We start from the raw sequence: 20312 nt of genomic DNA, 5'->3' as shown, positions 1-20312 counted from the left end.
GAAAAAATTTCTGTAATACCGATAAATAAAGGGTTTTCTCAAAAGTACGGGTTAAAATAGAGTATCCATTAAAATAAGGATTAAATTATTCGTTAAAAACAACAACTTTTATATAAGGGTTGTTTTTTTATTTGTGAAAAAAGATTTAAATACTTTACTACATCAAATTTTTAAAATATTTTGTTATTTTTAGGAAAATTTGATATAATTTATTCAAAAGGAACTAAATTTTGGGGTGATGAATTTTAGAGATGAATTAGAAACATACGATTTTGGAAAGGAAGTTTTGTGAAAATAGTAAAAAATTATTATAACAGATTTAAGGTCTTAAATCCTGAATATTCAGAAATAAAACTGGGGATTATTGTTGCAATTATTATTTATTTTATTGGAAGGATTTTTTTTGCAGCAGAAATCTCAAGAGACATGATAATTTCACTTGTGGTTTTTGTAATATCAATGACTCTTCATGAGGTGGCACATGGCTATGTGGCTTACAAATTTGGTGACGACACCGCAAAAAGAAAAGGAAGAATAACGCTAAATCCTTTAAAACATATTGATTTTACAGGAATAATTCTGCCTATTCTCATACTTTTGAGCGGATTTAAATTTTTGGTGGGTTGGGCAAAGCCTGTTCCAGTTAATTTTTATAATTTAAGACCACATCGGCTTGGGTTATTTTGTGTTGCAATCGCTGGAATAGTAGTAAATTTTATTCTTGCGGGAACTTCACTTGTATTACTAAAATTTGGAAATAAATATCTGGATATTGAGAATATTTTTATGACAATCCTGCTTTATACTTATTTAATAAATCTTTTACTTGGATTGTTTAACTTAATACCGATAACACCCTTAGATGGGGGTAGAATAGTGTATTCACTTTCAGGGTATAGAATTAGGGAATTTTACAATAAAATTGAAAGATACGGAATTTTGATTATTTTTGTAATTGTTTATTTGGGAAGTACAGTTTTAACACAGGGATTTTTAACAATTGTAGAGTTTTTTTTACGGCTTGCAGGCATAAATATAAGTTTAACTTTTTAAAAAAGTGAAAGAAAATACAATAAAAGTGTTTGAAAATTGAAAATATGGGATATAATATAGTGTTATAGCTGTAAAGATAAATATTAAATACACAAATATTTTTATCAAAATTTTAAGGATGTGGTAAATATGAGAAAATTATTTTTGATTTTTGGAATATTTTTAATGATAAATTTTGGGATATATGGTTTTACTCAGAAAGAGAAAATTCAAGAAACATTATCAAAACTTGGATTAAAGCAGGCATTAATTGATGAAACGGTGGCATTGGACTACGAAATTAGGGATACACAGTATTTTGAAAATGATGAGATAATTATTCGTGAGAGAGTGCAAAAGCTGGAAAAATTGCTTCAAAAAGATGAGAGAAATTATATAGCATCACAGGCTTTGATTACAATTTTTGAATCAAAAATAAGTGGAGATTATAAAAAATACCTTGATTTATTTGTAAAATACACACCGTATGAATATGAAAAAACTTTTTCAAAAATGATGTATGCTCTGGATCAAGGAGATATATCAAGTTTTGAAAAATATATGTATGAAATTCCTAAAAAATATAACGACACAGTTGTGGTAACTCTAGCAAAAATTTTTGTGGCAAAAAATTTTGATGAAAAGCAGATGCTTACCGAAAAAGTGCTAAAATTACTTAAAAATGAAAATGAGCGTCGAAAAGTGGGAGTTTCTGACGAAGAATATTATTTTATGAAGTTGACTTACTATTTGAATAAAATACGTAATTTATTTGATAAAGGGGAAGTGAAACAGGCTGTTGCAGAATATTTGGATAATATTGTAAATGAAAGTGTAAATGAAGAAATACAAAATTATAATTTGCGTGCTGAAGTTATACTTTACTTTAATGTTGTAATAATGAATGAAGAAATAAAAGAAGATTTACTAAAAATAAGTAATGGAGCAAAATTGGAAGATACTTGGATTGCTAAAAAAATTCAGAAAGAAACTGAAAAAGACAAGGATTTTCTGTCAAAAATGGTAAATTAGGAAAGAGGAGAAAGTTTATGAAAAGAATGTTTGTAACGTTATCATTACCACTTCTTTTAACATTGGGAGGTGAACTATCAGCATATACTAGAGCTGAACTTATACAGGATAGACTTTCAAAAATTGGTATAAAGCAAGATGTAATTGATGAAACGATAAAATTTGAATATGACATTAGAGACGAAAAAAATTTTTTTACGGAAGATGGGAAAGAAAACGATAATCTTTTAAAACTAAAAGAAATATATGGAAAAGATGAAAGAAACGAAACACTGGGATCAGTTCTAGTAGGAGCATATATGGTCGGTGGAAAGAAAGACTTTAGGAAGGCAAGAGAATATATGGATAAAATTGCTCCGTATTCAACACAATTTGATAAACTTTCAAACGAATTTACCTATTATAAACTAAAAGGAGATGAAAAAAAAGCAAAGTTTTACTACAATCTTATAAAACGTCGTTACAAGAAATCTGTTGCATTAGAACTTGTCGATACATTAAGTGAAAATTTGGATATGGTAATGTTTATTGAAACATTGGGTGATTATTTTGTTGAAGAGGGAGAAGAAACTAATAGTGAAGCAAATGATTTGCCAGATGGATTTTCTTATGATGATAAAAAGGGGATCATACAAAATAAAGACGATGATGGAAGTTCAAATGAAGAAGGAATTTTGGAAGATACAACGACTTATGGTGAAAGTGTGAAAGAAATTTTGGATAATGGAAAAGAAACTTTGGATAGTCAAAAGGAAGAAATTAATAAATATCAAAGAATAATTGATTATTTCAAAATTCAAAAAAACCAAAAGGAATTTGGAATACCTGATGACTACGTGCGAGGATTTAAGTTAAAAGTTGCTGAGGTAAAAATAGCAAAAAATATGATGAATTATGGAATAGAGAGTGCAGTCAAATATTATTTGGAAAATGTCTCAACAAAGGATGTAACTTATGAAGATGTTTATTTTAATGAACAATCAGAGTTGGCACTTTATCTTGCGGTTGCACAAATGCTATCCGTTGCTGATGATAATGTGGTATCAAAATATCGAAAAGAATTTGAAAACACAAGAGTAATTAAGCTGCTGGATGAAGTTTTGAAAAATGAGAGAAAAAAGGAAAAAGAAAGGGATGGGAAGACTCAAGATAAAAATCATATAAAAAGCTGATATGGAAGTATTTAGCATGGTTGAAGTAGTAATATTTATGAAAAGCATGTATTCTGATAGATGAGCAGAAGCTAAAAATCTGACAGATGCCGATTACAAGAGAATACAAAAGAAATTCACAAGTACAAATAAATTTAAGCAGTTGGAAGGATATGTACAGATACAGCCAGTAACTCAATAAGAAATTATAGAAACTCAGATAGACTTAATTAGAAAAATAGTTGTCTGAGTTTTGTTTTTATGATAACATAATAATATCATTTTAAATTTATGAAAGGAGGAAAAGTTGAAAACTGTAGCAAAAGAAACAATAATCGAATTTGAAGAAAAAAAATCAAAATTTATTGGCTATATTAAACCAGTTTCAACAGTAATTGAAGCTGAAAAGTTTATTAATTCAATAAAAAAAATGCACCCAAATGCAACCCACAATGTACCACTTTACAGAGTAATGGAAAATGGTCAGGAATATTTTAAGTACAATGATGATGGAGAGCCAAGCAATACAGCAGGAAAACCAATGGCGGAAATACTTAACATTTTAGATGTGTACAATGTAGCAATAGTTGCAACAAGATATTTTGGAGGAATAAAGTTGGGAGCAGGCGGACTTATAAGAAATTATGCAAAAACTGCAAAACTGGCCGTTAATGAAGCAAAAATTGTAGAATATGTGGAAAAATCAATTTTTATTTTGGATTATGATTATGAAAATACTTCAGAAATAGAGGCTTTTTTAAGTACAAATAGTGAAAAATTTAGGATAGAAATATTAGAAAAAAATTACTCAAACAGAGTTACTATGAAAATATCAGCAAATGATGAAATCGAAAATGAATTAAACGGATTACAGAAAATAATAGTGATAAAAATGTAAAAAATAATAAATTTTAAAGAAATTCAATTTTTTTATAAAAAAGTGTTGACAAATCAAATTAAGTATGATATTATATTTCTTGTCTGTTAGTATTGTAAATACAGATATGGGAATGAATGTGCGGCCTTCGTCTAGTGGTTAGGACCTCGGGTTTTCATCCCGGTAACAGGGGTTCGATCCCCCTAGGCCGTACCAATTTTAAAATTGAATATTTAATGTTAAATGGTGATTGTTTTATGGTCGCATAGCTCAGCTGGGAGAGCACCTGCCTTACAAGCAGGGGGTCATTGGTTCGAACCCAATTGTGACCACCATTTTTATGGAGGTGTAGCTCAGTTGGTTAGAGTGCTTGCCTGTCACGCAAGATGTCGCGAGTTCGAGTCTCGTCACTTCCGCCATTTAATGCCGCTTTAGCTCATCTGGTAGAGCAACTGACTTGTAATCAGTAGGTGGTTGGTTCGAGTCCGACAAGCGGCACCACTATTTAAAATTTAGAATGTTGTGGAGAGGTTCCCGAGTGGCCAAAGGGATCAGACTGTAAATCTGCCGGCTCAGCCTTCGAAGGTTCGAATCCTTCTCTCTCCACCATTTTTTTTTATAAAAATAAAAAATGTTATAAATATTAAATCATAATTCGTAGGAGGATTATTTACTATGGTTAGAAAAATAAAAGGAGCAGGAAATAAATCTGGTGGAAATCAACAGGATATAATCAAACAAGCTCAAGTAATGCAACAAGAAATGTTAAAAATTCAAGAAGGATTAAAAGATAAATTTGTAGAAACATCTGTTGCTGGCGGAGGAATTACTGTAAAAGCAAACGGACAGAAAAAAATTGTAGATTTGTCAATTTCATTGGATGTATTAAAAGATGCAATTGATGAAAATGATGCAACAATTGTTTCAGACTTAATTGTAAACGCAGTAAATGAAATCTTGGATAAAGCTGAAGAAATGGCTGAAAAAGAAATGGAAGTAGTTACTGGTGGAGTAAGTATTCCAGGATTATTCTAAAATTAGAGATTTTGAATAAATATTTTTATAAAAACCAGAGTAATGTCTGGTTTTTTGTTTTTTCAGAATTAATTTTATAACTGTATTCTGAATTATTTATACTAAATCCCATTATAAAATAGAAACTAGGTTGAGGATAAAAGTTTTAATTTCTTAACAAATAGCATGTAATTCAAAATTTATTAAACATTTGCTATTTAAACAGGAAATAGTATTAGAATTAACATAAATATTTAAAAGGAAAGGAGTTGGAAAAATGAAAAAAAATATAAATAGGATGATAGTATTGATGTTTTTATGTATTATTGTTTATAATTTAGGGCATCCTGCTACGCCTGCACTAATTGAACTGAGAGGATGGAAAAAAAGTATTTCGGGAGAACTGCTGGCGTTCATGAGTACGGCTATGTTTATTTCTTCGCCTTATTTGGGAGCTTTGGCGGATAGAGTTGGGATGAAGAGGATATTTGTGTTTATGCCATTTTGTTATGGAATGTCACAGCTTATATTTGGATTTGGAACGAATTTGCCACTTATATTTTTAGCACGGATGATTTCGGGATTTGCTTCGGGGGGAACATTTGCTGTGGCATTTGGATATGTGAGCCAGCTGTCTGAAAAAGAAGAAAAGGCTAAGAATATTGCCAAAGTAAGTTCTGCTACTGTAATTGGCGGAGCAATTGGACAGAAAATAGGGGGATATGTCGCAACTGCTATGAATGATCCACGATTTTCATTTGCATTACAGTTTATTGGTGGAAGTATTGTTTCAATAATTATTTTGTTGGTTATGAAGGAAATAGTGAAAAAAGATAATAAATTAGAAGAAGAAAAAAGTAAAAAGGACTTAAACCCATTTGCAACTTTTAGATATATTAAGGAATTAGATGGATATTCCAAATTTTTCTGTCTTATAATACTGCTTTCAGGAATAGGAATTTATTCTTATGGAAGTGCTTTAAACTATTTTTTGAAATTTTATAAAAAAGTTTCTTCTGATACAATTGGAACTTTTGTTATGTGTTCCTCATTATTTGCATTTTTTGGAACTGCATTTTTGCTGGGGAAATTATTAAAAAAGTTTAAAGAAAAAAGTATTTATAAATTTTTGATTTTTGTTGGGATAATATTAATGGCAGTGATTTTGTTTAGAGTTAAATTTGGTGTAACTCCATATCTTTTGATGGCTTTTTATACAATGACTTACGAGATTGTACGTTCGCTTGGAAATACTATTATTGCTCAGAGATATAAGGAAAATCAGGGGAAGATACTGGGAGTGGCATCTGCAGTGAGTTCGCTTGGAACTGCTATAGGTTCGCTGTTATCAGGACATTTATTAAATTTTAACCCTTTTTTGCCGTTTGTTGTGAATATTATTGTAATGTTTTTTGTATTAGTTTTAATTTTAGTAAAAAAATTGTAATTTTTTTCGTTTAAGTATTTGTTAAATTAAATTAATATGGTAAAATTAATATAGAATAGAAAAATTTTTGGCGATATTTAATTCAAAATAAACTGTCAAAATAATAGAAATTAAAATTATTTAAATAAAAATTTTAGGAGGCGTACCATGGAATATATGAAAAAATACGAATATTGGTTAAATTCAGAAGCTGTTGATGAAAAGGACAAGGAAGAATTGAGAAGTCTGGCTGGAAATGATAAAGAAATTGAAGACAGATTTTTTAAGGATTTAAGTTTTGGAACTGGTGGAATTAGAGGTGTTCGTGGGATTGGGACTAACAGAATCAATAAATATGTAATTAGAAAAGCGACTCAAGGGCTTGCAAATTATATGTTAAGTTTTGATGAGAAGTTGGCAAAAGAAAAAGGTATTATCATTGCTCATGACTGTAGAATTGGTTCAAGAGAATATGCTTTGAATACAGCGAGAGTTATGGCTGCCAATGGAATTAAGGCATATATTTATGAAGATTTACGTTCTACTCCTGAATTGTCATTTGGAGTAAGATATAAAGGAACTATGGCTGGAATCGTTGTAACTGCTTCGCATAACCCTGTGGAATACAATGGATACAAGGTTTACTGGGATGATGGAGCACAAGTAGTAGATCCGCATGCACCTGCTATTGTTGCTGAAGTTAATAAAATTCAGACTCTTGAAGAAATTAAAGTAATTTCTGAAGCAGAAGGAAGAGAAAAAGGATTAATTATTCAATTGGATGGAAAAATTGATGACGATTATTTAGATGCAATAAAAACACAAACTTTAAAAACAGATATTCCAGGGAAAGAAAATTTCAAAATAGTTTACACTCCGCTTCACGGAACAGGTGGACGTCCTATGAAACGTATTTTGTCTGATTTTGGTTATAATTTTGAAGTTGTGAAGGAACAAATTGAGCCAGATGGTAATTTTCCAACTGTAACTTATGCAAATCCTGAAGAAGTAGCGGCATTTGAGCTTGGAACGAAAAAAGCTGACGAAATTGGAGCAAAAATAGTTATGGCAAATGATCCAGATGCAGATAGAATCGGGATTGCTGTAAAAGATGATAAAAATGAATGGTATTATCCAAATGGAAACCAAGTTGGATTATTGTTACTGCAGTATCTTTTAAATAATAAGAAAGATATTCCTGCAAATGCAAAAGTTATTACAACTGTTGTTTCTACACCAATGATTGACGTTATTGCACCTTCAAAAAATGTTGGAGTTATGAAAACATTGACAGGATTTAAATATATTGGAGAAAAAATTAGACAATTTGAAAACAAGGAATTGGATGGAACATATTTATTTGGATTTGAGGAAAGTTATGGATATTTAATCGGAACACATGCAAGAGATAAAGATGCGTTAGTAACTTCAATGGTAATCGCTGAAATGGCTGCTTACTATAATTCAATCGGAAGTTCAATTTATGAAGAATTGCAAAAATTATATAAAGAATTTGGATATTACCTGGAAGGAATAAAATCTGTCACTCTTAAAGGAAAAGATGGAATTGAACAAATGGCAGCTCTTATGAGTAACTTGAGAGAAAATGTAAAAGACGAATTGCTTGGTAAAAAGATAAAAATTAAACGTGATTTCTTATCACACAAAGAATACAACTTGGAAACAGGAACAGAAACTGAAATAAAATTACCAAAAGAAAATGTTTTACAATTGGTTCTGGAAGATGATACATATATCACAGCTCGTCCATCTGGAACAGAGCCAAAAATCAAATTCTACTTCAGTGTAAATGCAGATTCAAATGAAAATGTAAAAGCAAAACTTGATAAGACAATGGAAGAATTTTCAAAATTTTTAGGATTATAATTTTTTAAAGAGATCAGAAGATTACTTAAGCTAAATGTCCAATTTTTGGCGGAAGTTCAGTTTTTTCTGATCTTTTTTGTTTCAGACTTGCTTAATTCTAATTTTTAAAGCAGATTGACTGTAATTATAAAAACTTTTAGAGAGAACTTGTGAAAAATGATAGAAATAAAAGAAAAAGATGTTGATGCAATATATATTCATATTCCGTTTTGTGACAAGAAATGCGAGTACTGCGATTTTTGCACGTTTGTGAGAATGGAGAAGGAATATAGAAAATATGTAGATTATTTAATTAGGGAAATTAGAATGTACCCAAAGTTTAAGTATGATACGATTTATTTTGGTGGGGGAACGCCTTCGGTATTACCAGTTGGGATGATAAAGGAAATAATGGATGAATTGAACTGGACTGGGAATGCGGAGATTACTTTGGAATTGAATCCGACTGACATGACTTTGGAAAAATTGAAGGAAATTCGGGAAATTGGGATAAACAGGCTGAGTATTGGGATACAGAGTTTTCAGAATCATGTTCTGAACTTTATTGGAAGGCAGCATAGTTCAGATGATGCGGTAAATGTGTACAAAATGGCTAGAAAAGCTGGATTTAACAATATTACTGTAGATTTGATGTTTGGAATTCCTAATCAAAGTATTGAGGATTTGCAGAAGGATTTGAATATTTTGAAAGAACTGAAGCCTGAAAATGTTTCAATTTATTCGCTTATATGGGAAGAAGGGACTGTTTTCTGGAGTAAGTTGCAAAAGGGTATTCTGTCAGAAATTGATCAGGATGTGGAAGCTCAGATGTATGAGATGATTATTGAATTTTTTAATGAAAATGGGTATTGCCATTATGAAATATCAAATTTTGCACGAATTGATGAAAATTTTGAGGAAAATAGAAATATTAACAAAAATTGTAATTTAGAAAAGAGAATAGATTTTCAAAATTTTTCAGAAATTAAAAATAATGAAGAAACATTGAAAAATGAAATATTTAAAAATATAGAAACCTTTGAGATGATTAAAGAAAGGCAGAAAAATGGAGGAAGGCATAATCTGAAATATTGGAGAAATATGAAGTTTATTGGTGTTGGGATGAGTGCAGCGGCTTATTATGGTGAAAATCGCCATAGCAATGTTCGTACATTTAATAAATATTATAAATTTCTAGATAATAAAGAATTGCCGATTGATGAAAATACAATTGAAATTGTGGATAAAATTGAAAGGGAAAAGTTGAGCAGAATGCTGGGGTTAAGGCTGATTCAGGAGGGAATTGAATATTTTGAGGATGAGAGAGTTGAAAAACTTATAAAAAATGGATTATTGGAAAAATTTATTGTGAAAAAAGTGGATTTTTCAGAAAAAAGAGAACAAAAAATTGAAAAATTTATTGATACAAAAGAAAAAGAAATAAAAAATAAAGTCAAAAATAATGAATCATTTAATGAAAAAACGGCAGAAAAGACTTATGAAATAAGGCTTCGTTTAACAAAAAGAGGAATGTTGCTGGCAAATGATGTATTTGTTGAATTTATTTGAAAAAAAGGTTATAATAGTGTAACTGTAAAAAATATCATATTTGTACTTATAGAAAATAAATAGGAATTAATCAATTACAAAGCAAGTCAAAAAATAATAAGGAGCAAAAATGAAACTTGATAGTGTAAAAATTCAACAGAACTATGAAAAAATTTTGGAAGATATAAAAAAATATTCTCCATATCCTGAAAAAGTTAAAATTTTATTTGTAAGTAAGTATTTTGATGTCGAAGAACACAAGGCTCTGATTAAGATGGGGTATGATTATTTTGGTGAAAATAGGGCTCAGCTTTATCGGGACAAGCTAAATGAATTTTCAGATGAGAAATATAAAAATATCAAATGGGATTTTATTGGAAGGTTGCAAAAAAATAAAATAAAGTATATAATTAATAGTGTGAATTTAATACATTCGATTGATTCTTATGAACTTTTAGATGAAATAAATAAAAAAGCTATTGAAAATGACAGAATTATAAATGGATTGATTCAAGTTAATGTTTCAAAAGAAGAGTCCAAAACAGGAGTTTACATTGAAGATTTTAAAAAAGATAGCGAAAAGTATTTTTCTATGAGTAATGTAAAAATAATAGGTTTTATGACCATGGCACCATTTGAGGCAAGTGAGTCTGAAATAAATGATTATTTTTTAAATATGAGAAAACTAAAAGAAGAATACCAGAAGCAGCATGATTATGTTACTGAGATTTCTATGGGAATGTCGAATGATTATGTAGAAGCCTTGAAAAATGGGGCTACTATAATTAGAATAGGAAGTAAGTTATTTGAATAGGAGGTTATACTTTGGGACTTAAAAGAAAAATAATGGAATTTTTTGGCGATGATATTGAAGATGATGATGATGAATTATCTGAAGAATTGTCAAATGATGAAAGAAAAGAAGTGGCAGTAGAACAACAGCCAGTACAAACTCAACAGGCAAAAGTTCAACCAAAACCAGCAGTAAATCGAGTTGAACAAGAAAAACAACCAGAAGAGAAAAAAGGCATTGGAAGTCTTTTTGGAGTAGGAAAAAAGGAGGAAATTACAAAAATGGCGTCGTCAAAAGTGAGCTATGTTTCGATTATCAGACCAAAAGTTTTTGAAGATTCGAGATTAATTGCTGATGCAATAAAAGAAAATAAAGTTGTAACATTCAGTTTGGAATTTTTAGAATATGAAGTGGGACAAAGAGTAATAGATTTTGTGAGTGGAGCTGCTTATGCAATGAATGCACACCTTTCAAAGGTTACTGATAAAGTTTTGACTTCTATTCCAGTTGGAATCGACTATGAAGACATTGATGCTTCATTAGGAGAAGAATCAAGAGACAGTAACTTATTATAATACAAATAAGTTAATTTTGGAATTTAGCTGCTTTTTATGGGTTTTTCTCATTTAAAGCAGTATTTTTTAATAATTTATTTTAATACTAAGTCCATTAAAAAAATAGAAATAAAATTCTATAATAATTAATTTGATAGCTTTGCAAAAAAAATGAAATTTAATTCTTAAGTATTCATCCTAATGATTAAATTTAATTAAAGGATATTTTAATAGTTACACAGGTCGTATAATAACATAATCATGTAAAAAAAATGATTTTAATTTCATGAATGTTTGATTTTTGATTTTTAAATAGGAAATAATATAAATATGAAAATAAAAGAAAATGGAGAGAATAGATAAATGGGAATAATTTTTACAATAGTAATTTTAGGGGTAATAGTATTTTTGCACGAATTGGGGCATTTTGCGACAGCTAAATATTTTGGAATGCCTGTTTCAGAGTTTGCAATTGGGATGGGGCCTAAGATTTTTTCAGTGAGAAAAGGGGAAACGGTTTATTCGATTAGGGTTCTTCCTCTTGGAGGATTTGTTAATATAGAAGGGATGCAGCCTGAAAATTTTGATTTAGAAAGGTTTAAAAAGGAAAAAACTGACGAGATTATTGAGGAACTGAGAAATGAAAAAGGATTAAGTGAAAAATCTGATGAAATTGAAAGCGAAGAATTTGTCAATGAAGTGTCGAAAAGGCTGGATGAGAATGTGGAAAAGGAATTGAAAAAGCAGGAAAATATTCAAAAAAATGGATTTTTTGCCAAGTCGCCGTTTAGCCGTTTTGTTGTACTTATTGCAGGAGTTATGATGAACTTTATTTCTGCCTTGATTGCCTTATTTGTGATGCTTTCAATAACAGGAGTGATGCCTATAAAGTATACAGCGCCAGTTGTTGGAGAAATTCAGGCAGATTCCAGAGCAAAGGAGAAATTGAGAGTAAACGATAGAATCTTGGCAGTTAATGGAGAAAATGTGTCAAACTGGGTGGAAATGTCGGAAAAAGTTTTGAAAATTAGTCAAAATTATAAAGATGAAGATGTAAGTTTGAAAATTTTGAGAGATAATAAGGAAATTACAGAAAATGTGAAATTGACGTATAATAAAGAAGCGAAGGCAAATCTACTTGGAATACAGGTTTTACCGCAAGAAACGAATATTAATGAAAGAATAAAAATGAGTTTTGTAATGTTTCGAGATTATTTTAAACTGACACTTGATGGCGTGAGAATGCTTGTAACTGGAAAAGTGGCAATGAAGGAAATGACAGGACCTGTTGGACTGCCAAAGATTGTTGGTCAGGCTTACGGACAAGGCGGATTTTTTGCATTGCTTGGGATATTTATCCTCATTTCAATAAATATTGGAATTATGAATTTATTACCTATTCCAGCACTTGATGGGGGAAGATTGATATTTGTTATTCCTGAATTTTTCGGAATAAAAGTAAATAAAAAAATAGAGGAAAAAATACATATGATTGGAATGATATTTTTGCTTGTATTGATGTTGGTTATTGTATTTTTTGATGTTACTAAGTATTTTTAAAAAAATTTGAACATACCCGTGTTGTGTAATAAAAAATGGTAATTTAATAGTTAAAATAAATGTGTTATATTTTCAGTTTAATAAAACTAAAAAAGTTGTTAATTTTACCTTGTTATATTTCAGCCTCACAGATTTTAATATACCTGTGGGGTTTTTGTATTGTAGTAAAAAAAGAATTTGGGAAATAAAAGAGAAGCGTGTTAAAATGAGAATAGAAAGATATGTGGCTGGGAAAGGAGTGTTTACAGAAATGAAAAATTATAAAGAATTAGAAAAAATATTATTTTCAATGGATGGAAAAAGTTATTCGGCGTATAAGTTACTTAAAGGGGAATATAAATTTGAAAAGTATATTCTTGCGATTGATCATGTGCAGTCGGATCCTTATGCTCCGCCTTCAAAAATGAGAGTTATAATGGATAGAAAAATTTGTGGGATTCCTTATGAGCTCACGGATACGAAGGATAAGAATATTGCAGTTTCGGATTTTCTTACGAGAAATTTTTATAGGGAAATTCAGAAAAGTGGGAATGACAGTACAGGAACTGGGGGAAGTGGAAGAATTTTTATTGACAGGTGCGGACAGGAAATTTTGGAAAGAACTTCAGTTCTGATAAAGGGAGATAAAGTTGAAGTGAGGTTTGAAATGGGGATGCCTGCGAGAGGCAGACGGATAATGGGAAAAGCTGCACAGAAAATTATTTTTGAGCAGTTGCCTAAAATTGTAGAAAAATCCATTATTTACAATAATTTGAATAAAAAAGCATTAAATGAGCAGGTAATTCTAATGCTGGATCAGGAATATGCAAGAAAAATGTTGAAGGAAAAAGGGCTTGTTGCATTTGTGGCTAATGATTCTGTGCTTCCACGTGAAAGTGGAGTTTCGGATAGACCTATGAAAAATGCAGTTAAGTTTAAAAGTCCAGAAAAATTTGAGATTACGTTAAAACTTCCAAGTGGAAAAAAAGTAAGTGGAATAGGTATTCCAAAAGGAATTACGCTAATTGTGGGTGGAGGTTATCACGGTAAATCCACGTTGCTTGCAGCACTTGAAAGAGGGGTTTACAATCACATTGCTCAAGATGGGCGTGAATTTATAATTTCTGAATCGGATGCGGTAAAAATACGTGCGGAAGATGGAAGAAACGTGGAAAAGGTGAATATAAGCGGATTTATCAATAATTTGCCGCAAAATAAGGATACAAGGGCTTTTTCAACTGAAAATGCGAGTGGAAGCACATCGCAGGCGGCAAATGTCGCAGAAGCACTGGAATACGGGACTTCTTTACTTCTAATAGATGAGGACACTTCGGCTACTAATTTTATGATTCGTGACGGAAGAATGCAAAAACTTGTGGCAAAGGAAAAAGAACCGATAACACCCTTTATTGACAGGGTAAAGGAACTTTATGATAATTTTGGAGTTTCTACGATATTGATTGTCGGTGGCTCTGGAGATTATTTTGATGTGGCAAATCACGTTATAATGATGGATGAATATGTGCCAAAAGATGTAACGGAAAAGGCGAAGGAAATTGCAAAATTGGATGAAAACAAGAGAGAATTTTCTTCAAATGATAAATTTCAAGTAATTACACAGCGTATTCCACTTAAAAAAAGTTTTTCGCAGTCAGGAAAACTGGATAAAACAAAAGCCAAAGGGAAATACAGCATTCTATATGGAAAGGAATTAATCGACATTTCGGGACTAGAGCAGCTTGTGGATGATAGCCAGACAAACTGCATTGCTGTAATGATTGAATATTTTAAAAATAAAGTGCTGGATGAAAAACTGACACTTTCGCAAGCAGCTGACAGGATTTATGAAAAAATTGAAAAGGACGGGCTTGATTCGATTTCTTCGTACATAGGACATCTAGGAAATTTGGCATTACCGAGAAAGCAGGAATTTTGTGGGGCAGTTAATAGATATAGGAAGTTGAAAATAAAATAGTTTACTTTTAAATTTTTACTTTATTTAATAATTTTATCAATTAAATTTGAAATAAAAAATATTGTAGAGGAAGTGATGGCTATGAGAACGAAGGTATTGGTGTTTGTAGGTTTGTTTTTTGTAAGTATGTTAGGAATTGCATCAGAATTAGTTTTTAAAGGTGGATATGATTTTAATACATATTTATCATTAAAGGCAAAAGTATTTGATTATGGGCAGAATATAGTTTCGATTGAAATTGATACAAAAGGGCAAGGGAAAAATATTCAAAATAAGCAAATTGAAAAAGATACATTTAAAGTTTTTGCTAAAGGAACTTTGCCAAAAGACGCTGGAATTGTGCTAGACGATAAGACTAAATCCTCGGGGACATTTGAAGTTGAGAGGGAAATTGAGAATATTTATGTGAATGACAAGGGAAATATTGTTATTAACTTGAAATATGGGAAAGATGTGGCTGGAGCAAATACTTTGAGTTATGTTACTGGGGATGTTTCTCGAAATGTATTGATGGACTTGGAGTACAGAGTGGAGCAAAAAAAGGAGATAAAGGGTTATAAAACAGGATTTTATAGACAAGGGAAAATTGTTGATGAGGAAGCTGATAAGTTTGTAGCGGCGAAGTCTAAAAGTGGAGTGAACTATCAATATTTTAAACCTGTTAATAAAGATGATGGGAAGAAACATCCGCTTATAATCTGGTTTCATGGGAATGGTGAAGGCGGATACAAGGATTATCGGAATAATGTTTCACAAAAATTGGCAAATCGTGGGGCAGTAGCTTTTGCAGAAGATAAGACACAAAAGATATTTGGCGGGGCTTATGTTGTGGCACCACAGGCTGATGACACTTGGTACAATAATTATACCAAAGAGTATATAAAATCAGTAAAGGCCATGATTGATGAATTTGCTTCTGAAAATAATGTTGATAAAAATAGAATTTATGTTTTTGGAGCTTCTGCTGGTGGATATATGTCCTTTAGAATGATGATTGAATATCCAAATTATTTTGCGGCATTTAGTACAAGTGCGGCTGCTCTTGATAAAGCGGCTACTTCTGGTGGAGTTGCAACTACTACACAGGATTTGATGAAAATAAGAAATAAACCGCTTTGGATGGTTCACGCACAAAATGATCCGACTATTTCCTACGAAAATACAAGTAAAAGAGTTTACGATGTTCTTTCAAAATATGGAGCAATACTTTCCTCTTATCCAAATGTAAAAATTGGTGAAACTGAGTACAATGGACACTGGAGCTGGATTTATAGTCTTAGAAATATGCCTGTGAATAATAAAGGGGAACATTTGTTTGAGTGGATGGCAAAGCAACGTTTGAAAAAATAAAAATTTTAGATTATTAGGGATGTTAAAATGAAATGAAAAAGACTTGCTTGGAATAGTAAATTCTGAGTTTAGTCTTTTTTGTTTATAACTTTATTTTTAATTATTTAGATAAATGAGAGTTTTTAATTAATTTTCTTGAAAAAATTAGATTTATTGGTGAATTTGTGGTATTATAAACAATAATAGGTTAAGAATAAAATTTTTTAAAAGAGGAAACTTATAGATGACTGGTAAAGAGAAGGAAGTAAAAGAGAATAGAATACAAGAATTGCTTGTAAAGAGGGAAGAATATGTGAATAATGGAGAAATTGAAAAGGAAATTATTGTTTTACGGGAATTGAAGGTGTTGTTTAGACGGCTGTATGGTGGGGAAAGTGATGAGAGCGTAAAAGTGCTGACTGAATTGGGGAATGTTTTGAAATATGTTGGGAAATTTGAGGAGGCAATAAGACATTTATCTAAAGTTGAAAAAATTGTGTTAAAAAATTATGGAGAAAATACTATGGCTTTTGTGACTTGTAATGCGAATCTGGCTGAAGTTTACAGAACTATGAAAAAGTATGAAGAGGTTGAGGAAAAATATTTTAAGGCCATAAAGACGTATAAAAAGAATGATTTTAGGAATGAATATGTATTTGCAGGAATATGTAATAATCTTGGACTTTTTTTTGAAGAAACAGATAGATATAAGGATTCGGTAAAATGGCAAAAAAAAAGTTTGGAAATATTGGAAGATGCGGAAAATAGTCAAGTACAAAGTGCGATTATTCGAAGCAATATGGTAAATTCCTATCTGAAAATTGGAGAAAAAAAGTTAGCAGAAAATTGTATGAATGTAGCTCTTGAAGTTCTAGAAAAAGAAGTAGGAGAAAATAGTAATTTGTATTTTAATATTTTACATAATTTGGCAAATGTTTATTTTGAAAACAAAAGTTATAAAAAATCAGTTATATTACTAGAAAAATGTGAAAAATTGCATAAAACTATTTTTGGAAATGAAAATGAAATGTATCAAAGTATTTTGGATAAAATTTTAATTGCAAAGCAGAAAATCGCTAAAAATAAAATGGAACAGTATGTATGGAAAAACCAGAGTGTAAAAAAATTGAAAAACTAAAAAATATATAAATTTTGTTTAATAAATAATTTTGATTTGAGAAATGAAATTACAAGTAAAAATAAAGAGGAAGTTGAATATATGGATAAATTGGAAGATTTTTTGAAATATTCAGTTTTGTTTTCATATTATGGAGAACTTTTCCCCAAAAAGAAAAGGCAATATTTGGAACTTTATCTGGAGGAAAACAGCTCACTTTCGGAAATTGCTGAACAATGTGGAGTTACAAGGCAGGCTGTTTTTGATAATATAAAAAAAGGTGTTCAGAAGCTGGATGAATATGAGAATAAACTTGGAATATTTGAAAAAGAAAAGGAATTGAAGTGTAAATTGGAGCATTTGAGAAAAAATTTTACGAAGGAAAATTTGGAAAAGATAATAGAAGATTTTGAATATACAGAATAAAATTAAATTTGAAAAAGCAAAAATAAAAAATAAATTGCTATTGACAAATAGGAAAGTCAAGGTATAATGGTTATGTAAAGAATATGTGAAGTTTATAAATTTGAGTTATTACTATTTGGATTAGACAAAACTGAAATGGCGGGAAATGCTTCTAATAATTGTTTTCCCCCTTTGGTTTTGCCTTTTTTATTTAATAAGAAGGTGAAGGATGATTATTAGTAAACTGGAAAAAAAGGAGAATTTTACAAATAATGAAAATGAAATAGCAGATTACATTTTAAAACACTTGGATGAGGTACATTTACTGTCAGCGGAGAGTCTGTCTAAAAAGGCGTTTGTGAGCAAGGCTACTGTTGTGAGATTTTGCAGAAAACTAGGGGTTAAAGGGTATAGGGACTTTCAGAGAAGTCTGGATAAGGAAGTCGAGGAAATGATGAAAATTAAAGGACTGCTTAGTGAAGAGCCTGTAAACAGTGAAACAAAATACGATGAAATTATCTCAATTATTCCATCGCTTTATGAAAGAGTTATCGGGGCTACAAAACTTAATTTGGATACACCTGTTATGGAAAAAATTATTGAAAAACTTAAAAACGTTAAGAAAATTGAGATTTATGGAACTGGAATTTCATATATATTAGCAAAATTGGCTTCATTTAAATTTATGACGCTTGGAATAGAGAGTGCGGCTTATGATGGTCTTAATGAGCATTATGTAATTTCTACGGAAAAAGGGGAAAAAGACATGGCTCTTATTATTTCGCTTTCAGGGAATAATCCCTACATGATTAGAATTGGGGAATATTTGAAAAAAAGGAATGTATTTGTCGTAGGAATTGGGAATGGATCATCTGAAGAAATAAAAAAAGCATGTTCGGAATATATTGAAATACATGCTCCAAATTATATTTTGAGTTTTGAGATGGTATCGGCATTTACTGGTGTTAATTATGTGCTGGACATATTTTTTACTTCTCTTTTAGTGTCGAACTACTACAAGAATATAGATACATCTTTGGAAGTTAGCAAAAATTATGAGAAAAATGAACCAAAAGTATCAAAAAAATGATTAAAATAAAAACAATTTTGAAACAATGGGGAAAATTGAGAAATATTCTTGTTTTTGTAAGATTTTAGTGTTATATTTTTAATGTAAAGGAAATTATTAAAAATATTAAATGCGAAAATTTTTTAGGAGGAGATGGAAATGGGATTTAGAAAAGACTTTTTGTGGGGTGGAGCCACTGCCGCAAATCAGCTTGAAGGAGCTTATAATGTGGATGGAAGAGGGCTTGCCAATGTGGATTTGTCGCCAGTTGGGGAAGACAGGCTTGCTGTGATTACTGGTGAGCGAAAAATGCTGGAATTTGACGATGAGCATTTTTATCCTGCTAAAGGGGCGATTGATTTTTATCATAGATACAAGGAAGATATTGCATTATTTGCAGAAATGGGATTTAAGACTTATAGAATGTCGATAGCATGGACTCGTATTTTCCCAAATGGAGATGAAGAAACTCCGAATGAAAAAGGGCTTGAATTTTATGAAAATGTATTTAAGGAATGTAGAAAATATGGTATTGAGCCATTAGTTACAATAACTCACTTTGATTTTCCGATTCATTTAATCAAGAAATACGGTGGATGGAGAAACAGAAAAGTTATTGATTTTTACAAAAGATTGTGTACTGTAATTTTCACTAGATATAAAGGACTTGTAAAATACTGGCTTACATTTAATGAAATTAACATTTTGCTTCACGCACCGTTTATGGGGGCTGGAATTGTTTTTGAAGAAGGGGAAAATAAAAATCAGGTTTTATATACTGCGGCACACAATGAATTGGTGGCAAGCGCTTGGGCTACAAAAATTGGGCATGAAATTGACCCTAAAAATAAAATTGGATGTATGCTTGCGGCTGGGAAATTTTATGCACTTACTTCAAAGCCTGAAGATGTATGGACTGCACTTGAAAAAGACAGAGAAAATTATTTTTTCATAGATGTGCAGGCTCGTGGATATTATCCTGCCTATGCTAAGAAATTTTTTGAAAGAGAAAATATAAATATTGGAATTACAGATGAAGATGAGCAAATTTTGAGAGAAAATCCAGTTGATTTTGTAAGTTTTTCTTATTATACAACTCGCTGTATCTCTGCTGAAGCTGATAGACTTGGAGAAGGAAACTTGCTAAAAACAATGAGAAATCCGTATATCGAAGTGACAGATTGGGGCTGGGGGCTAGATCCGTTAGGATTTAGAACGACAATAAACGAAATTTATGACAGATACCAAAAACCGTTGTTTGTTGTGGAAAACGGGCTTGGAGCCGTGGATGTTCCAGATGCGGATGGATATGTGGAAGATGATTATAGAATTGGCTATTTAAGAGATCATATAAAGGCAATGAAGGAAGCGGTTGAACTGGATGGAGTGGAGCTGCTTGGGTATACGACTTGGGGGCCTATTGACTTGGTAAGTGCGGGAACTGGAGAAATGAAAAAACGTTACGGATTTATTTATGTGGATAGAGATAATTATGGAAATGGAACATTGAAGAGAAGCAAGAAAAAATCATTTGACTGGTATAAAAAGGTTATCGCAAGCAATGGAGAAGATTTGGATTAACATT

At 30.9% G+C, this 20312-nt stretch carries 17 protein-coding genes and 5 tRNA genes; all 22 read left to right on the top strand.

Features of this window, described 5'->3' with window-relative positions:
• Positions 1-288 precede the first annotated feature (288 nt).
• The 22 genes from QU666_RS11670 (at position 289) to QU666_RS11565 (ending at position 20308) form a co-directional block, all read left to right on the top strand.
• Positions 289-1053, top strand: a complete 765-nt coding sequence (locus QU666_RS11670) for a site-2 protease family protein (RefSeq protein ID WP_021768268.1) — start codon at positions 289-291, stop codon at positions 1051-1053.
• Between the two features lie 129 nt (positions 1054-1182).
• The gene (locus QU666_RS11665) at positions 1183-2064 is read left to right on the top strand and encodes a hypothetical protein (RefSeq protein WP_021768269.1); all 882 of its coding nucleotides are present in this window, start codon (positions 1183-1185) and stop codon (positions 2062-2064) included.
• Between the two features lie 17 nt (positions 2065-2081).
• Complete coding sequence (locus tag QU666_RS11660; RefSeq protein ID WP_021768270.1) at positions 2082-3236, top strand: hypothetical protein; 1155 nt, start codon at positions 2082-2084, stop codon at positions 3234-3236.
• A 286-nt stretch (positions 3237-3522) separates the two neighbouring features.
• Positions 3523-4113 carry a YigZ family protein gene (locus tag QU666_RS11655; protein WP_021768271.1) on the top strand — a complete coding sequence of 197 codons (591 nt, stop codon included), beginning with the start codon at positions 3523-3525 and terminating at the stop codon, positions 4111-4113.
• A 120-nt stretch (positions 4114-4233) separates the two neighbouring features.
• Positions 4234-4308 (top strand) — tRNA-Glu (locus QU666_RS11650).
• Positions 4309-4351: 43 nt separating this feature from the next.
• Positions 4352-4427 (top strand) — tRNA-Val (locus QU666_RS11645).
• Between the two features lie 7 nt (positions 4428-4434).
• A tRNA-Asp gene (locus QU666_RS11640) sits at positions 4435-4511 on the top strand.
• 6 nt (positions 4512-4517) lie between these two features.
• Positions 4518-4593: transfer RNA gene (locus QU666_RS11635), tRNA-Thr, on the top strand.
• A gap of 23 nt (positions 4594-4616) precedes the next feature.
• Positions 4617-4701: transfer RNA gene (locus QU666_RS11630), tRNA-Tyr, on the top strand.
• 66 nt (positions 4702-4767) lie between these two features.
• On the top strand, positions 4768-5127 hold the full coding sequence (locus QU666_RS11625) for a YbaB/EbfC family nucleoid-associated protein (protein WP_006805621.1): 360 nt from the start codon (positions 4768-4770) through the stop codon (positions 5125-5127).
• Between the two features lie 256 nt (positions 5128-5383).
• Positions 5384-6553, top strand: a complete 1170-nt coding sequence (locus QU666_RS11620) for an MFS transporter (RefSeq protein ID WP_021768738.1) — start codon at positions 5384-5386, stop codon at positions 6551-6553.
• Between the two features lie 147 nt (positions 6554-6700).
• Entirely contained in the window at positions 6701-8419 is a 1719-nt protein-coding gene (locus QU666_RS11615; RefSeq protein ID WP_021768737.1) for a phospho-sugar mutase, read from the top strand.
• 156 nt (positions 8420-8575) lie between these two features.
• Positions 8576-9967, top strand: a complete 1392-nt coding sequence (hemW, locus tag QU666_RS11610) for a radical SAM family heme chaperone HemW (protein WP_021768736.1) — start codon at positions 8576-8578, stop codon at positions 9965-9967.
• Positions 9968-10076: 109 nt separating this feature from the next.
• On the top strand, positions 10077-10760 hold the full coding sequence (locus tag QU666_RS11605) for a YggS family pyridoxal phosphate-dependent enzyme (protein ID WP_021768735.1): 684 nt from the start codon (positions 10077-10079) through the stop codon (positions 10758-10760).
• An 11-nt stretch (positions 10761-10771) separates the two neighbouring features.
• Positions 10772-11314, top strand: a complete 543-nt coding sequence (locus tag QU666_RS11600) for a cell division protein SepF (RefSeq protein ID WP_232218410.1) — start codon at positions 10772-10774, stop codon at positions 11312-11314.
• 342 nt (positions 11315-11656) lie between these two features.
• The gene (locus QU666_RS11595; protein ID WP_021768733.1) at positions 11657-12853 is read left to right on the top strand and encodes an RIP metalloprotease; all 1197 of its coding nucleotides are present in this window, start codon (positions 11657-11659) and stop codon (positions 12851-12853) included.
• Positions 12854-13058: 205 nt separating this feature from the next.
• Entirely contained in the window at positions 13059-14807 is a 1749-nt protein-coding gene (locus tag QU666_RS11590; protein WP_232218409.1) for an ABC-ATPase domain-containing protein, read from the top strand.
• Positions 14808-14888: 81 nt separating this feature from the next.
• Entirely contained in the window at positions 14889-16157 is a 1269-nt protein-coding gene (locus QU666_RS11585; RefSeq protein ID WP_232218408.1) for a prolyl oligopeptidase family serine peptidase, read from the top strand.
• A 223-nt stretch (positions 16158-16380) separates the two neighbouring features.
• Complete coding sequence (locus tag QU666_RS11580; protein ID WP_021768730.1) at positions 16381-17274, top strand: tetratricopeptide repeat protein; 894 nt, start codon at positions 16381-16383, stop codon at positions 17272-17274.
• A gap of 81 nt (positions 17275-17355) precedes the next feature.
• Positions 17356-17679 (top strand): YlxM family DNA-binding protein, encoded by a 324-nt coding sequence (gene ylxM / locus QU666_RS11575; RefSeq protein WP_036070251.1) that lies wholly within the window; start codon positions 17356-17358, stop codon positions 17677-17679.
• A gap of 208 nt (positions 17680-17887) precedes the next feature.
• Positions 17888-18748: a MurR/RpiR family transcriptional regulator gene (locus QU666_RS11570; protein ID WP_021768728.1), complete on the top strand. Its 861-nt coding sequence runs from the start codon at positions 17888-17890 to the stop codon at positions 18746-18748.
• Positions 18749-18886: 138 nt separating this feature from the next.
• Positions 18887-20308, top strand: a complete 1422-nt coding sequence (locus tag QU666_RS11565; RefSeq protein WP_036070249.1) for a 6-phospho-beta-glucosidase — start codon at positions 18887-18889, stop codon at positions 20306-20308.
• The last annotated feature ends 4 nt before the right edge of the window (positions 20309-20312 follow it).

The sequence above is a fragment of the Leptotrichia sp. HMT-225 genome (genome assembly GCF_030644325.1).
In the GTDB taxonomy this organism is placed as follows: domain Bacteria; phylum Fusobacteriota; class Fusobacteriia; order Fusobacteriales; family Leptotrichiaceae; genus Leptotrichia; species Leptotrichia massiliensis.
Note: the sequence above shows the minus strand (reverse complement) of the source record. Positions and strands in the feature narration are given on the sequence as shown.

Coding starts and splice junctions, on each gene's coding strand:
- QU666_RS11665 (WP_021768269.1), top strand. CDS start 1,183: ATGAGAAAATTATTTTTGATTTTTGGAATATTTTTAATGATAAATTTT.
- QU666_RS11660 (WP_021768270.1), top strand. CDS start 2,082: ATGAAAAGAATGTTTGTAACGTTATCATTACCACTTCTTTTAACATTG.
- QU666_RS11625 (WP_006805621.1), top strand. CDS start 4,768: ATGGTTAGAAAAATAAAAGGAGCAGGAAATAAATCTGGTGGAAATCAA.
- QU666_RS11620 (WP_021768738.1), top strand. CDS start 5,384: ATGAAAAAAAATATAAATAGGATGATAGTATTGATGTTTTTATGTATT.
- QU666_RS11615 (WP_021768737.1), top strand. CDS start 6,701: ATGGAATATATGAAAAAATACGAATATTGGTTAAATTCAGAAGCTGTT.
- hemW (WP_021768736.1), top strand. CDS start 8,576: ATGATAGAAATAAAAGAAAAAGATGTTGATGCAATATATATTCATATT.
- QU666_RS11605 (WP_021768735.1), top strand. CDS start 10,077: ATGAAACTTGATAGTGTAAAAATTCAACAGAACTATGAAAAAATTTTG.
- QU666_RS11595 (WP_021768733.1), top strand. CDS start 11,657: ATGGGAATAATTTTTACAATAGTAATTTTAGGGGTAATAGTATTTTTG.
- QU666_RS11590 (WP_232218409.1), top strand. CDS start 13,059: ATGAGAATAGAAAGATATGTGGCTGGGAAAGGAGTGTTTACAGAAATG.
- QU666_RS11585 (WP_232218408.1), top strand. CDS start 14,889: ATGAGAACGAAGGTATTGGTGTTTGTAGGTTTGTTTTTTGTAAGTATG.
- QU666_RS11580 (WP_021768730.1), top strand. CDS start 16,381: ATGACTGGTAAAGAGAAGGAAGTAAAAGAGAATAGAATACAAGAATTG.
- ylxM (WP_036070251.1), top strand. CDS start 17,356: ATGGATAAATTGGAAGATTTTTTGAAATATTCAGTTTTGTTTTCATAT.
- QU666_RS11570 (WP_021768728.1), top strand. CDS start 17,888: ATGATTATTAGTAAACTGGAAAAAAAGGAGAATTTTACAAATAATGAA.
- QU666_RS11565 (WP_036070249.1), top strand. CDS start 18,887: ATGGGATTTAGAAAAGACTTTTTGTGGGGTGGAGCCACTGCCGCAAAT.